The organism is Sphingomonas sp. BL-S-30, assembly GCF_055521475.1.
This window is the reverse complement of sequence record NZ_CM145481.1, coordinates 4,751,669-4,764,915: the sequence shown is the minus strand read 5'-3', so window position 1 is coordinate 4,764,915 and position 13,247 is coordinate 4,751,669. Positions and strand designations below refer to the sequence as shown.

Sequence of the window (13,247 nt, the reverse complement as noted above, 5' to 3'; positions counted from 1 at the left end):
TCAGAAGTCCAGCTCGAGATTGCCGGGCCGCCTGTCGGCCATATCGAGGGCATAGGCGCGCCGCGCGGTGCCGACCGTGGCCTGGTCCATGGCGCGCTTGTCGGCGGCAGGGTCGCCCTCGTCCTCACCCAGCCCGAGCGGATCGGCAGGCGCCAGATCGACAGGTGCGGCGGCGATGATTTCCTGGGCGGGATGGCGCACCTGCTCGAGGCCGCCGGCCTCCTCCTCGTCTTCAGCCGCAGCCTCGGCGAGCCGCGCGTCGATGGGGCGGACACGGTCCTGCCAGTCATGGGCGCGGTAAGGCGGCAGGTCGGCTGCCTCGCTATGTCCGAGCGCCGGCGGCGGCAGCACGCGTGCCTTGAACGACGCATCCTCGAAGTAGCGCAGCTTCCGGGCGCGGACCGGCGGGTAGCCCGCGACCAGCACGACCTCGTCGGTCGGCGGCAGCTGCATGACCTCGCCGGGCGTCAGCAGTGCGCGGGCGGTCTCCTGGCGGCTGACCATGACGTGCGCGAGCCAAGGCGCGAGGCGGTGGCCGGCATAGTTGCGCATGGCGCGCTGCTCGGTCGCGGTGCCGAGCGCGTCGGAGATCCGCTTCGCGGTCCGCTCGTCGTTGGTCGCGAAGGCGACGCGGACATGGCAATTGTCGAGGATGGCGTTGTGCTCGCCGTATGCCTTCTCGATCTGGTTCAGGCTCTGCGCGATCAGGAAGGCGCGAACGCCATAGCCGGCGAGAAACGCGAGGCTGGTCTCGAAGAAGTCGAGGCGGCCGAGCGCCGGGAACTCGTCGAGCATCATGAGAAGCTTGTGGCGCCCGGGCACGCCGGCGGCGTGCAACTGCTCGGTCAGGCGCCGGCCGATCTGGTTGAGCACGAGGCGGATCAGCGGCTTGGTGCGGCTGATGTCTGAGGGCGGGACGACCAGGTAGAGCGATACCGGATGCCGTGCGGCGACCAGGTCCTCGACCCGCCAATCGGACGCGGCCGTGACCGCGGCGACGGTCGGATCGCGGTAGAGGCCGAGGAACGACATCGCCGTTGACAGCACGCCCGAGCGCTCGTTGTCGGACTTGTTGAGCACCTCGCGCGCCGCCGAGGCGACGACGGGATGCACCAGCGGCAACGCGTCGGTGCCGAGATGGTTGGTCGTCATCATCGCGCGCAGGGTTGCGACGAACGGGCGCGCGGGGTCTGACAGGAAGGTCGCGACGCGGGCGAGCGTCTTCTCCTCCTCGGCATAGAGGATGTGGAGGATCGCGCCGACCAGCAGCGAATGACTTGTCTTCTCCCAGTGGCTGCGACGCTCCAGCGCGCCTTCCGGATCGACCAGGATGTCGGCGATATTCTGGACGTCGCGCACCTCGTCGGCGCCGCGTCGGACCTCGAGCAGCGGGTTGTACCGCGCCGAGCGTGCGTCGGTCGGATTGAAGAGCAGGCAATGCGAGAAGCGCGCGCGCCAGCCGGCGGTCAGCTGCCAGTTCTCGCCCTTGATGTCGTGGACGACCGTCGAGCCGGTCCAGCCGAGCAGGGTCGGCACGACGAGACCGACGCCCTTGCCCGAGCGCGTCGGCGCGAACGCCATGACATGCTCCGGCCCATCATGGCGCAGGTAGCGCGACGCGGCGCGGCCGAGGAACACGCCGGCCTCTGCCGCCAGGCCAGCGGCTCGGATATCGCGAGCACCCGCCCAGCGCGCGGATCCATAGGTCGTGACATTGCGCTGCTGCCGTGCGCGCCAGACCGAGCCGGCGACCGCCGCACCGCAGCCCAACAGGCCGCCCCCGGCGGCGATCGCGCCGGCCTCGTCGAAGACGACCGGCGCATAGGCGTCGAAATGGAACCACCAGGGGAAGATCGACCACGGCGCATAGACGGGCGTTTCGCCGAGCCGGAACCAGGGCGTCCCGAGCTCGGGCTGATAGGCGAGCGACGCCGCCGCCCATTGCGTCGCGAACCAGATGCCCGCCACGACGATTGCGGCGACGATCAGCATCTGGCCAAGGAGGAGCTTCGTCGGTGTCATGCGGGCCTCCGCCCACACGACTCGATGGTATGGGCTCGGCCTCAAGGGTCGCTGTATCTCGACGCCAGCATCAGGCGCTCGCTGGTGACACCGGATACATATTTGGTGCCAATCGGATTCGGCTCCTCGCGACCGGGGCTCGCAGGATGCGATCGGCCCGATTCACGCGCGCTAGCGAGCACATCAATCCGATAAGGATTCCGATGGTACTGGACCGTCACGCGCGGCCAATCCAAAAAGGCAAGCGAGGGGGACAGATGCGAATCGCCGCGGAATCAACAATCGCTGCTTGCGAGCGAGCGTTGCGGGAACTCGCTGCCAGCGAACCGCTTGAGCCGCTTCAGTTGCCCAAAAATATTCGCTACCTGGCGGGTGGCGCCGAGGCAGCGCTTACACAGGTCATTGTTTCCTGGGCGCAACGCAAGCCCGGTGCTCGCCTCGAGACCTTTCTTTCCTCGGACGACCAAGTCTCCGATTTCGTGCGCCGACTTTCCGGGATCGTTGCAGGGCTAAGCGCATCGCAGGCAGTCGGACGCTCAGGGATCTCTATCCTAGCAGAGCTGCAGCTGGCGGCGCTTTCACGGCTGGAACGCCTCCAGGGAGATCGCCCTAAGATCGGTTATCGTGGATCTTCGGTTGAGATCGTCTGCGCAGACCATCTTGGCCGCGGCGCGCCATACCTGCTTTACCTTCCCAATCCTTCGGACGAACCGCAATTGCGTCCACGCGAGAATTTCCGGGACCTGGCGCACTGGCTGCTGCGGAGGACAATCCCACGCGAGTATCAGCATTTGTTCGACACGGAAGCGCCGGATGCCATCGGCGGCATGCTCTTCGAGATCTTTAAGAATACGGAGGACCACGCACTGGTCGATGCATCCGGAGATCTTCTCGATGTTTCGATACGGGCGATAAAGACCAACCACATTGCCGCTACGCCGGAGTCGCTAGAGCGAGTAGCCGAGAGCTTCCCCCCTTTAGCCACTTTCTCCTCCTCTCTGCGCCCTCCACGCGACGCGGCCCAGACTCACCTGTTCGAGTTGTCAGTGCTGGATTCCGGGCCAGGCTTCGCAACCACTTGGACGAAGACCCCGCTGCATCAGCTATCGATTGAGCAGGAAGAGCGAGCGGTGCGCGAGTGCTTCGGGCGCGGTAGCGCCAAGGGCGAGAGTAGGTTTGGCGAGGGCCTGCCGCACGTTCTGCGGCTACTCCGTCGGCAACGGGGCTTCCTGCGGCTTCGGACGGGTCGCTTGTCCTTACATGCGGACTTTTCGGGATCGCCGGATGGCGACGAAGACTCGCCCCTGACTCGTTACGTCCCGGAGAACGCATCCGAATTGGCTCCGGTGGCTGGCAGCTTGCTGACCATCCTGATCCCGATGCGGCGTTGAACCATGAACTCGATCTTCGCCTATCGCTTCGAATTACGCCGGAAGGCATCGACCCACGACGTGCTGATGGTCTTTGTCGCGACACCTGAGCTCGATGCGGAAGCACTCGCGACGGTGGTTGAGGCAGAAATCGAGACCAACCTGGTGCCGGACGAATTGCTCATTGTCGTCCGCGAGCCCAGTTTCGCCGCCACGCGAGCGGCTCTCGAAGAAAACTCACAGAATGAGGCCACGCTTGCTCGATTTCGTGGTCGCGCGAGCATTACGCTGTTGGGCTACAACGTACGTGGCAATGAGGCGAGCCGCGTTCCAATCGCCGGTCCGGCGCCTCGCCAAGCTCTCAAGTTCGACGATTTTAGACGTCGTGCCGTGACTAGCATCTTCAATACGCGGCATGGTTTCGTGGAGTCGACGTCGACCTACCATTTTGAGAATCCCTCGGGCCGACACACCGAGCGATTTATTCGGCTGTCGAACATACTGGTGCGTGGCGCCGAGATAGCCTTTATCGGCTTCTGCGCATTGCCATTCATTCCGACGACGGCCTCCATTGCTTATCTCGATACGCCGTCGCTCTACGCGGTCGTGGCCGCGATCAATGCGCAACGGGCGTCTTTTTCCGACGCGCCGTCTATCCTGGCGGACAATTTTTCATCCTATGCTGGCGTAGGAAGCTATCAGTTCACCCAGATCGAAGACGCCGTCGTCCTAATCTCAGCTTCGTCGAGCGGGACCCTTGCGACCGATCTCATTCGCGACCAGCATTTTTCGCCAGCACAGATTACCCATCTTCTCTTCCTTGGTAGCGACAAGAGCGGATCGAACATCGTGTGCGACCTGAGCCGCGACGCGGTGCGCAACGAAGACGGCGTCGCCACGTTTCCGGCCGTGGAGAAGGCGCTCGGGTGCCGACTGTGCGCGAGCGGGTCTCACGCGATCAAGCTCCAGGGCGATCAGTTCGAATTTGCCGGACCGCAGCAGGATTCGCTGCTTATCGGGAAAGCAGATGCTCCACCTGCGCTCCCGAAGCTCATGGAACGAACTGCAGGTGGGAACATATTCGGTGTGGGCTTGTCGCGTGCGACCGGCCGCCATCCTAGACTGTTCAACATCGACCCCGTCGCCCTGCTCGCCCATCAGCCTTTTGAGGCGCGCCTGGACTATGTGCTGCGTCGCTCAATCCCTAGCAGCATGCGACATGTGATCGCGATCGATGAGGACTCGGTACCGTTCGCGGAAAAAATTGGAGACTTCTCGGGAAATCAAGTGACGGTCGTCCGCCGTGATCAGATCGACACGATCGCTCGTGAAACCGACAGCGCGATCATGATCGCGGCAGTTGTGATCGAGAGCGGCCGGAGCTTGCTCGACGTCAGCCGCGACCTGCGGAGCATCGCACCCCATGCGCCGCTTCAGTATCTGGTCGGCTTTTCCAAGTCGACGGGTGCGCCGCGGCGTGATGCCCTTGACCGAACGCTCACGCAGACTGTGAACCCCTTTCCCTACGAAGTGACCGAAGTCGAAAAGATGGTTCTGCCGCTTTCTTCGGAGGCCAGCGCATGGGCTTCCGAATTGAAGCTGTTGATTGACCCGGCCGTGCAGGCACTGGCGCCCGCAACCGTGAGGCCGACGATCATCGCGCGCGTGGCGCGCCTGCGTAAAGCGTCACAAGCGATGTACGACGATCTATTCCTGGCGAATTCGCCCGACAGAAAGCTTCGTTTGCAGCCCGGCTTTGTTTTTTGGCCCGAAAGTACGCCGGAAAAGATTCATTCCCAGGCAGATGTGTTCTTCACTGTCGCGAGCGTTCTTCAGCAGTTGCGAGCTAATGCGCATCGCCTGGCCAAGTCGGCTATCAGGAGCAATTGGTTCCAGCAGACCATTCTGGCACCGGAGAACTTCGGTCGCTTCAACGACGATATCATTCAGGCGAGCATCCTGCGAGCAGCCTATCCCTTCGAGATGAATTTTGCGGACGCTCCTGCGGACAGCCGCGAGATCGCTCGCCTCGTGCGTCGAATCATCCTCGCGGCTTCCACGGATCGCGGCGGTGCGGCTGCAGAATTCCTGGTGGCCCTCGCAACGCGGCGCCTTCGGCTCTGCCCGACCGATCTAAAGATCGTCCTGGAGGCAAAGGCCGACGCAAGTCCCATGATCGCGTTCTTGCAGGACGTCTGTCGGGCAAACCTTCCGCACTCCGAGCCGATAGCTACGGGCGTGTAGCTTGAGCAGCTAGCTGACCTGAAGACCATGGTTGCGACCGAACTGCCAGCTGATGCCGTCGGTTCGCATGATGCCGGCCACCGGCTTGCCCAACTGCCGCTCGAGCACCGGCCGCCACGGGACCAGGCTGAACTCGCGGCTGCGCTCGACCAGCCCATAGCGCCCGCCCGCCAGCTCGACCCGGCGCGTCAGCCGGCCCTCGATCTTCTGGCCCCGGACCGGCTCGACAAATGCCTTGCCCAGCTCCTCGCGCAAGGCGTCCGCGACGCGGAGCAGCTCACGCCGCTGCAGTGCTGCGAGCACTCCTCGCTTCAGCCTGACGACACCGTCGCCCTCGGCATCGGCTAGCCCCTGCTCGACCAGCCATTGCCGCCGCGCGGCGAGCGCGCTCCGCACCTCGCGCCCGAACCCGGCATCGCGTGGCGCCACGAATTCGGCCTCGGCCAGCGCGCGGTCGAGCCAGGTGGCCGCGTCGACGCCGGGCAACCGGTCCAGCGGTACCGCGGACAGCGTCTCAATCGCGACCGGCCGGTCGCGAAGCTGGCGCGTCTCATAGGCGGCGGCCCGCTCCATATGATCCTCCGGGATGGCCCAGCTCCCGTCCACCAGCCGTTCGGAGAACCCCGCCCGCCGCATCGCCTCGAGGCGACGGACATGCGCCTCGGCGAACGCCCGGCTGGCCTGCGGGTCGTGCTCGAGATGGAGCGTCACTGAATATCGGCCACCATGCGCCTCGGCGATCGCGGCAATGGTCCGGTCGACCTCGCGCACCCCGGCCGCTCGCGGCGATACGCGGACGATCGCACCCTCCGGGGTCGGCTCGGTCGCGGTGGCGCGGCCGATGTCGAGATAGTGTGCGCGCCCGTCGATCCCGTCGACGATCAAGTAATGGCGGTCGCGATGCTCGTCGGAGAAGCCGCGACGGATGACGCGGCCGACGACCGGCGCGCGCAACTGCTCCTCGATCACGCGGTCGGCCTGCGCCCGCTCGAGACGTCGCGCCGTCAACTCGCGCTGCATCAGCCGGATGATGTCGCCACGCTCGCCCATGCGGCGTAGCGTCCCCTCCAGTCCGTCGGCGAGCCGCCAGCGGCCCCCGCCCAGATCCTCGGCCAGCCCCATGGCGGCGAGCTTGCGTAAGCGCCCGATGGCGACAGCCTGCTGGAACGGATCGTTGTGCGCAGGACCCGTGATCTGGTCGGCGTCCATCCGGCGAAACAGCCGGCGGTCGATCGTGGTCAGCCGCTCCTGCTCGATATCGCGGCGCAGCCGGTCCTGGATCTCGCGGTCGGTGCGCGGTCCCAGGTCGAGCGTGGCGAGTTCGGCGGCGCGCTCGCGAAGCCCGTGCGCGATATATTCGCGCGCGATGACGAGGTTCTGGCCCTGGTCGTCGACGCCGCGCAGCATGATGTGGGTGTGCGGATTGTCGGTGTTGAAGTGATCGACCGCGACCCAGTCGAGCCGGGTGCCGAGGTCGTGCTCGGCCTGCGCCATCAGCCGGCGGACATAGGGCTTGAGGTCGGGATATTCGGCGCCATCCTCGGCCGAGACGATGAAGCGGAACTGGTGGCGGTCGCCGGCACAGCGATCGAGGAACGCCTTGCCGTCGGCGGTATCGACGTCGCGCCCGTAAAGCTCGCCGGGAGCGCCCTCGCGCGTCACCCCGTCGCGCTGGATGTAGCGCAGGTGCGCGCGCGCCGCCGCCAGGCCGGTGCCGGCCATGCGCACCAGCCGCACCTTGACCATCGCGCGCCGCCCCCGGGCCCCGACGAACCGGTCACGGCTCGACAGTAGCCGGCCGATGCTCGCGCCGCGGCCGATCCGGCTCCCGTCGAAGCGCCGCGCCAGTACGCCGGTCTTGCTGCCCGCCAGGCGCGCGGCGGCAAGAACCCGCCCGCCATATCTGACGAGGCGCTTGCCGTCCTTGGCGCCGGGCTTGCCGAGCTTGGGCGTGAATTCGTCCTCGCTCACCGCCGGCCTCGCGGAGTCTCGCGGAAAGGCTGCAAAAACAGCGGATTTCCGCCAGTTGCCAAAAGCCTGTCTCGCGCCGTCGCCGCCGAGTCTCGCGAAAAAAGGATGTGCAGACAGACACTTAGGCAGGGTCGCGAGAGACTGCCTTTATCTTGTTTTCCCTTCTTCCCCTGCTTGCCTCCCACAAGGCGCAAAAAGAGAGCCGAGACACGCTGCCCGTGCCGCAGCGCATCCCGGCCCGAACCGAGGGACATTTCACGCATCCGCGAACGCCCTTCGTGCCTCGTCCCTGCGCCCGAAGCTGCGCTTGCCGAGCATGCCATGCGCGTTGCCATCGCCGTCGACGAGCATCACCGCGACGAACCAGCGCCCGTCGATCCGCCCGAGAATTCGCACCCGGTCGAGCTCGATTTCGCTCTCCTCACCGCCGGAATAGCAGCCGAGCCAGCGCTCCTCGACCCGTGCGTCCCAGAGAAAATCGGCCTCCTCCGCATCGAGGAAACGTTCCGCGAGCGCTGCGCCCGCCTGCCGTCCGAACTCGATCTCGAGCCCCGAAACCAGTGCCGCCATCACGCGATCGGCCGCGGCCGAGATGGATAGAACCTGTGCCATGATCAGTCTCCGCTTGCGGTCCTCACCATCGAGGACAGCGTCTCGAAGACGGACGGCGAAGCGGCGGTCAGGGCCGCCGGAGCGAACGCGGAGACGCCGCGAAGCGGACATGGGGGGAACCGATTTGCGCAGCAAATTGGGGGGCACCCATGGGCCTTGAGGGCCGCTTTGCCGCCCGTCATGCTGGGACTTCACGACGAGCCCTCCCACCCCATCCACGTCACGGCACCTCGCGACGGAGCACGAACATCGCCGGCGCCTGGCTCGCAGCGGGGACCGCGGTGCCCGGGGCTGGCGCTTCCCGGCGAACCAGGAACAGTGTTTCGCGTGCGGTGCTCGCGACCTGAGGCGGTGCAGGCGCAGCGCCGGTGACACGCCGCAGATAGACGATGGTCTCGGCCGGCAACTTCGCGTCGCCGGCAAGCCAGGCGGCGTAGCGCGCAGGTCCTGAATTGTACGCCGCGAACAGCCCGGGATAGCCGAAGCGGTCGTACATCCGCCGCAGATAGCAGGCGCCGGCGAGGATATTCTCGGCGGGCAGGTCGGGATCGTTGCCCAGGCCGAAGTCGCGCCGCAGCTCGTCCCAGGTCGCCGGCATCAGCTGCATCAACCCGATCGCGCCCCTGGGGCTGCGGATCGGCTGTCCGTCGAGCGTCGTCCGGCCGGCGCTCTCCGCCTGCATGACGCGTGCGATCCATTCCCGAGGCACGCCGCAGCGTGCCGCCGCCGCATCGATCTCCGCGAACCAGCGCCATGTCTCGGCGGGGGGATCGGCCAAGACCAGCGCGCCGGCGAGCGCAAGGTGGCTCAGCGCCGCCATATCAGCCTCGCCCGGCCGACCAGATCGCGCCCCGAACTGATCCCTAAATAGCGCCCGTCGAACGAGCCGGCCGCGTCCATCAGCAGCAGATATTCGCTCGGGAGCAGCCGTCGGCAGCCCTGCCACCAGGGCAGCGTGCGGCCGCTCGGATCGCGGGCGAGGCGGGTCGCGACGCGCACGCCATTGACCGCGACCGCAGGCCCGGAGGCGCAGACAAGGTCGCCGCGCGCGGCGGCGACGCGCTTGACCAGCGGGACATTGGCGGGGAGATAATGGCGCTCGGCAGCGAGCGCGCGCCAGCGCGGCGGCGCCCAGGCGATGGCCATCTCGCCGCGCGCGGGCGCGTCGCCCGGCCAAACCCAGTAGAACCCGACCGGCGCGCTCGCGCTGGCGTTCCACACCAGCCGCGGCGCCGGCCCATAGACCGGCGGCACCGCGAGCAGGACCAGCGCCGCGCCGCCGAGAATGACGAGGCGCAGCCGGCGGAGTTCGCGCTGGCGAAGGGAGTGACGGGCTTCGCCCCAGGCGAGCAGCGGCGCATCGCCGGACGGGCGGCGGCGGGTCATGACCGGATCCCGCGCGCGCTATGCTCGCGGCTCCAGGCGTCGAGGTCGTCGATATGATATTGGACGAAGCGGCAATGCCGGCGGAACACCGGCCCGTCGCCGCCCACCCGCATCCGCTTCAGCGAGCGGCTCGACAGGCCCAGATAGGCTGCCGCCTGCTCGGTGTTGAGAAAGGGCGAGCCGCGCCGCGCGCTGCTTGCCCGGTCGATATCGTCGCCGTCCATGCCGCAACTCCTCGGGTGCTTCGAACGGCACCGGGAATGACGGGACGGACACCCGGCGAAGAGTGTCGAAAACCGACCCGTGCGATTTCGACACCCCCTGCAAGGCTGCGTCCCGCGCCGGAGCGGCGCGGGACGCGAAGGGCTCAGCGCGACCAGATCAGGTTGTGGATGCCCTGCTCGCCCTCGACCAGGGTCGCGTAGATCGGCGCGGGCAGCGACGGATCGTCGAGCTTGACCGAGACATAGGGCCGGTCCTCGCGCGAGGTCTTGGTCCAGCCGGCGCCGAACTCGACATTGCCCGAGTTCATGACCCGGTAGTCGGGTGCCTTCTCATTGTCCTTGGTTGCGGGCCGGATGCTCGCCTTCACGTTGAGCGTCAGGGTCCGGATGGTGCCGGTGAACACGCCGGAATCGTCGCGGGTGAAGCTGCCGATGGTGGCCATGGATAGTCTCCTCATTCCCACGAAGCCGCGCCAGTGCGGCCTCGATGGCGTCGAGGCGGCACCGCCAGCGGCCGGCATGCACCCGGCCCCGCAGGGCCGGGCCGCAGCGACAGCGAAGGGCGGCCAAAGCCGGCTTTCTTGCCTCGCGAGGAAGGCGAAGGGGCGAAGCGCCGAGCCGGGGAAGAAAGCCGGCGACGCCGTTGCTGGCCGAGGCCGCGCGGTGCCAGACGGCCATCGTGGAGAGGCCGCATGCGGCTGCCGGGTGGATAGGAGGAGTGCGCCTGCCCATCCATGGCGCGTCGCCCCCGTGCCGATCGGCTCGCCGCAGCCCGGCTGCGCACCGCGCCCGTGCAGGCTATGAAGCCGGGTTCGAGGGGGAAGACATGACGGTATTGGACCAGGTCCGCGGACTGATCGAGCGGCTGGCGCCGGAGCCGGTGTGCGACGATTGCATCACCGAGCGGCTCGGCCTGAGCGTCCGGCAGCACGCCAACCACAAGACCCGCGAACTCGCCGGCCAGGGCGGGTTCGAGCGCAGGATCGATAGCTGCTCGCTGTGCGGCGCGACCAAGAAGGTGATCCGGCGCGCGGCGCACTGAGACCGGGACATGACGAAAACGGAGGGGATGCGGGGCGGCAGGGCCGCCCCGCGAGGATTCAGGCGGCCAGCGGCTCGGGCTGGGGCTCGGGGACAGGCGCGGGCCGCGCCGCCTCCGCCTTGGCAGCGGCAAGCACCGTGCCGACGCCGCCGCGCGTCGTGTAGGCCGAAGGCGGGAAGGACATCCAGCGCGGCACCCAATGCTCGACCTTAGCGCGGCCACCGACACCGCCGAGATGGTCGGTGACGATCTTCCTGAGCGTGGCGGTCTTCTCGCCGGTATTGGCGTTGGCGACGACGTTGCCCGCCACCTCGGCGACGATACAGGTCAGCACCTCCCTGTCGCGAACCAGCTCGAAGAAGGCGGCATCGGCCTGCCACCAGTTCGCCATGGCGACGCCCAGCTCGAGCCCGACCGCCTCGACCGCCGGACTCCCGGCGGCGAGCGTCTCGCCGATCAGCACCGCGATGACGTCCATCACCACGCGGTCGGGCAGGTCGAGCAGCGCGTGGAAGATCGCGGTGAGGCGATCCCCCTCGGCGCCTTCGACGTGTCCCTTGCAGATGGTCGGCATCTCGGGGTCGAAGCCGAGCGCGGCGAGCAGCGTGCGCCGCTTGGCGTCGAACAGCGTCTCGCCGCGACAGGTCTCGACCGACTCGGCGGTCGCGTCGTTGCGCGCCTGTTGTGGCTCGGCATCGACCCGCCACAAATGCGAGCCGGCAATGACATGCGCGACCATCAGCCGCAGCGCGACCTTGGGGCGCGAGAGCAGGGCCGCGCGGACAGCGGCATGGCGATGCAGGTCGATATAGGTCTGCATCGGCCCGGTGATCTCGGGCCGCGCGGCCTTGGGCTGGTCGCTCGGCGGCGCCTCGCCGCGCGCTAGGCGCTTGGCCTCCTTGCGGCTGAGATAGCCTTCGTGGAACACGACCTCGCCGCTCGCGCGCACGTCGATATAGACGCGACCACCCTTGCGCTTGGGCGCCTTCTCATGTTCCCAGTGCTGGAACTGCTCGGCCGGGCCGAAGATCTCGACGCCGGTCCAGCCCGCCTCCAGATAGGCGGCGCGGCGCTGCTCGATGGCCGCATTCTGCGCGGTCCAGAAGGCATCGGCATCGCCGACATAGCGCTGCTCGTTGAACAGGTCGGCGACCAGCGCCAGCGCATTCGCATCCAGGTCGAACAGCGCATAGGAGGCGCAGATCGCCTGCCCGCCGAACAGCCACCCGCGCAGCTGCCAGCCGGTCGGGCAATGCGTGTCGGGCGCATCCCACAGCACGAGCCAGTCCTTCTGCCGTGCCTTGCTGGCGAGGGTGAGGTGGCGCACCGTCGAGGCGTCGATCTTGTCGTGCCGGTAGAGGTCGCGGATGCGCGGCAACAGGTTGCCGAGCGCGAGCGTGCGCCGCACCGCCAGCACCGGCAGCGCGAAGGTGTCGGCGATCTCGTCCGGGGACTGGCCTTCCTTGACCAGCCGCACGAAGGTTTCCCAGCGCGTCACCTCGTCGGGGTCGAGCCGCGCCATGTTCTCAATCAGCGACGCCTCGACGGCGGCGGCATCGTCGCCGTCTTCGAGGATCGCGCAGGGGAAGAGGAACGGTTCGGGCGACTCCTCGCCCTCACCGATGCGCTCCCCGGCGATGATCTGCCCGGCGCGGAAGCGGCGGGCACCGGCGAGGATGCCGAAGCGGTCCTCCTCGCCGGGACGGACGATCAGGGTCTGGAGGATGCCGCGCTTGCGCACGCTCGGCAGGATGTCGGAGACATCCGGCGGGCGCTTGGCGAAGCGCATGTTCGCCTTGTCGACATAGAGCTTGTCGATTTCGATGAATTGGAGTTTCATGTGCCTGCTCCTTGTGAGCGCCGGCCCCGTGTATCGTGAGAAGTGCGCGGGACCGGTTTTCGGGATGCGGCGAAAGGCGCGCCGCGCGCCTTTCTCGCCCTCACTCGGAGGACGAAAACCGGTCAGCCAAGTCGGAGGCGGTGTCACTCGCGCGGCGCAGCAGCGTCTCCGCCCAAAGGATCGACCCCGCCTTGCGCGCCCATGCCGCCCAGTCGGACAGCGTCACCGTCGTGGAAAAATGCAGATCGCGCTCGATGCGCAGCCCGAAGGGCAGGCGCAGCGCCTCGATCTCACCCAGCGAGAAATAGCCGAGCTCCGGACAGCCGAAGCCGAGATCGGCCAGCCCGAACAGCGTGTCGCCGTCCGCGTCCAGCTCGCTCGCCAGCCATGTCGCGGCGCCCATCGGATTGAACAGCTTGACCAGCGGGCGCTTGTCCCCGGCATCGCTGTCAGCCTGTTCGCGCAGCGCCGCGCGAAGCTCGGGAGTGAGCACGCTCCTGCGCCCGCCACCCTCTCCCAAGTTCCCATGCCCATCC

The 13,247-nt window shown here is 67.4% G+C and carries 12 protein-coding genes; 3 read left to right on the top strand and 9 right to left on the bottom strand.

From position 1 onward, the window contains the following. Complete coding sequence (locus ACZ1I5_RS22390) at positions 1-2,022, bottom strand: conjugal transfer protein TraG (RefSeq protein ID WP_465171432.1); 2,022 nt, start codon at positions 2,020-2,022, stop codon at positions 1-3. Between the two features lie 257 nt (positions 2,023-2,279). Between ACZ1I5_RS22390 and ACZ1I5_RS22385 the strand changes: the two genes are divergently transcribed. Together ACZ1I5_RS22385 and ACZ1I5_RS22380 are read left to right on the top strand one after the other, a co-directional pair. After that, on the top strand, positions 2,280-3,413 hold the full coding sequence (locus tag ACZ1I5_RS22385; protein ID WP_465171431.1) for a hypothetical protein: 1,134 nt from the start codon (positions 2,280-2,282) through the stop codon (positions 3,411-3,413). A gap of 3 nt (positions 3,414-3,416) precedes the next feature. After that, positions 3,417-5,636 carry a hypothetical protein gene (locus ACZ1I5_RS22380; RefSeq protein ID WP_465171430.1) on the top strand — a complete coding sequence of 740 codons (2,220 nt, stop codon included), beginning with the start codon at positions 3,417-3,419 and terminating at the stop codon, positions 5,634-5,636. A 9-nt stretch (positions 5,637-5,645) separates the two neighbouring features. Here ACZ1I5_RS22380 and rlxS read toward each other — a convergent pair whose 3' ends face one another. The 6 genes from rlxS to ACZ1I5_RS22350 all read right to left on the bottom strand — a co-directional run bounded on the left by rlxS (position 5,646) and on the right by ACZ1I5_RS22350 (position 10,272). After that, positions 5,646-7,607, bottom strand: a complete 1,962-nt coding sequence (rlxS, locus tag ACZ1I5_RS22375) for a relaxase/mobilization nuclease RlxS (RefSeq protein WP_465171429.1) — start codon at positions 7,605-7,607, stop codon at positions 5,646-5,648. Positions 7,608-7,862: 255 nt separating this feature from the next. Next, the gene (locus ACZ1I5_RS22370) at positions 7,863-8,219 is read right to left on the bottom strand and encodes a hypothetical protein (RefSeq protein WP_465171428.1); all 357 of its coding nucleotides are present in this window, start codon (positions 8,217-8,219) and stop codon (positions 7,863-7,865) included. 220 nt (positions 8,220-8,439) lie between these two features. After that, positions 8,440-9,039, bottom strand: coding sequence for a lytic transglycosylase domain-containing protein (locus ACZ1I5_RS22365; RefSeq protein ID WP_465171427.1), 600 nt, complete (start codon positions 9,037-9,039; stop codon positions 8,440-8,442). Next, a complete protein-coding gene (locus ACZ1I5_RS22360) occupies positions 9,027-9,605 on the bottom strand; it encodes a S26 family signal peptidase (protein WP_465171426.1) in 579 nt (192 codons plus the stop codon). The genes ACZ1I5_RS22365 and ACZ1I5_RS22360 overlap by 13 nt, the downstream gene beginning before the upstream one ends. Continuing rightward, on the bottom strand, positions 9,602-9,829 hold the full coding sequence (locus tag ACZ1I5_RS22355; protein ID WP_465171425.1) for a helix-turn-helix domain-containing protein: 228 nt from the start codon (positions 9,827-9,829) through the stop codon (positions 9,602-9,604). The genes ACZ1I5_RS22360 and ACZ1I5_RS22355 overlap by 4 nt, the downstream gene beginning before the upstream one ends. A gap of 143 nt (positions 9,830-9,972) precedes the next feature. After that, positions 9,973-10,272, bottom strand: coding sequence for a DUF736 domain-containing protein (locus ACZ1I5_RS22350; RefSeq protein WP_465171424.1), 300 nt, complete (start codon positions 10,270-10,272; stop codon positions 9,973-9,975). Between the two features lie 383 nt (positions 10,273-10,655). Here ACZ1I5_RS22350 and ACZ1I5_RS22345 point away from each other — a divergent pair, with 383 nt between their 5' ends. After that, positions 10,656-10,871 (top strand): hypothetical protein, encoded by a 216-nt coding sequence (locus tag ACZ1I5_RS22345; protein ID WP_465171423.1) that lies wholly within the window; start codon positions 10,656-10,658, stop codon positions 10,869-10,871. 58 nt (positions 10,872-10,929) lie between these two features. Here ACZ1I5_RS22345 and ACZ1I5_RS22340 read toward each other — a convergent pair whose 3' ends face one another. Both ACZ1I5_RS22340 and ACZ1I5_RS22335 read right to left on the bottom strand, forming a co-directional pair. Further along, complete coding sequence (locus ACZ1I5_RS22340; RefSeq protein ID WP_465171422.1) at positions 10,930-12,711, bottom strand: ParB/RepB/Spo0J family partition protein; 1,782 nt, start codon at positions 12,709-12,711, stop codon at positions 10,930-10,932. A 100-nt stretch (positions 12,712-12,811) separates the two neighbouring features. Continuing rightward, positions 12,812-13,204, bottom strand: a complete 393-nt coding sequence (locus ACZ1I5_RS22335) for a DUF2958 domain-containing protein (RefSeq protein ID WP_465171421.1) — start codon at positions 13,202-13,204, stop codon at positions 12,812-12,814. Positions 13,205-13,247: the final 43 nt, after the last annotated feature.

Coding starts and splice junctions, on each gene's coding strand:
- ACZ1I5_RS22390 (WP_465171432.1), bottom strand. CDS start 2,022: ATGACACCGACGAAGCTCCTCCTTGGCCAGATGCTGATCGTCGCCGCA.
- ACZ1I5_RS22385 (WP_465171431.1), top strand. CDS start 2,280: ATGCGAATCGCCGCGGAATCAACAATCGCTGCTTGCGAGCGAGCGTTG.
- ACZ1I5_RS22380 (WP_465171430.1), top strand. CDS start 3,417: ATGAACTCGATCTTCGCCTATCGCTTCGAATTACGCCGGAAGGCATCG.
- ACZ1I5_RS22370 (WP_465171428.1), bottom strand. CDS start 8,219: ATGGCACAGGTTCTATCCATCTCGGCCGCGGCCGATCGCGTGATGGCG.
- ACZ1I5_RS22365 (WP_465171427.1), bottom strand. CDS start 9,039: ATGGCGGCGCTGAGCCACCTTGCGCTCGCCGGCGCGCTGGTCTTGGCC.
- ACZ1I5_RS22360 (WP_465171426.1), bottom strand. CDS start 9,605: ATGACCCGCCGCCGCCCGTCCGGCGATGCGCCGCTGCTCGCCTGGGGC.
- ACZ1I5_RS22355 (WP_465171425.1), bottom strand. CDS start 9,829: ATGGACGGCGACGATATCGACCGGGCAAGCAGCGCGCGGCGCGGCTCG.
- ACZ1I5_RS22350 (WP_465171424.1), bottom strand. CDS start 10,272: ATGGCCACCATCGGCAGCTTCACCCGCGACGATTCCGGCGTGTTCACC.
- ACZ1I5_RS22345 (WP_465171423.1), top strand. CDS start 10,656: ATGACGGTATTGGACCAGGTCCGCGGACTGATCGAGCGGCTGGCGCCG.
- ACZ1I5_RS22340 (WP_465171422.1), bottom strand. CDS start 12,711: ATGAAACTCCAATTCATCGAAATCGACAAGCTCTATGTCGACAAGGCG.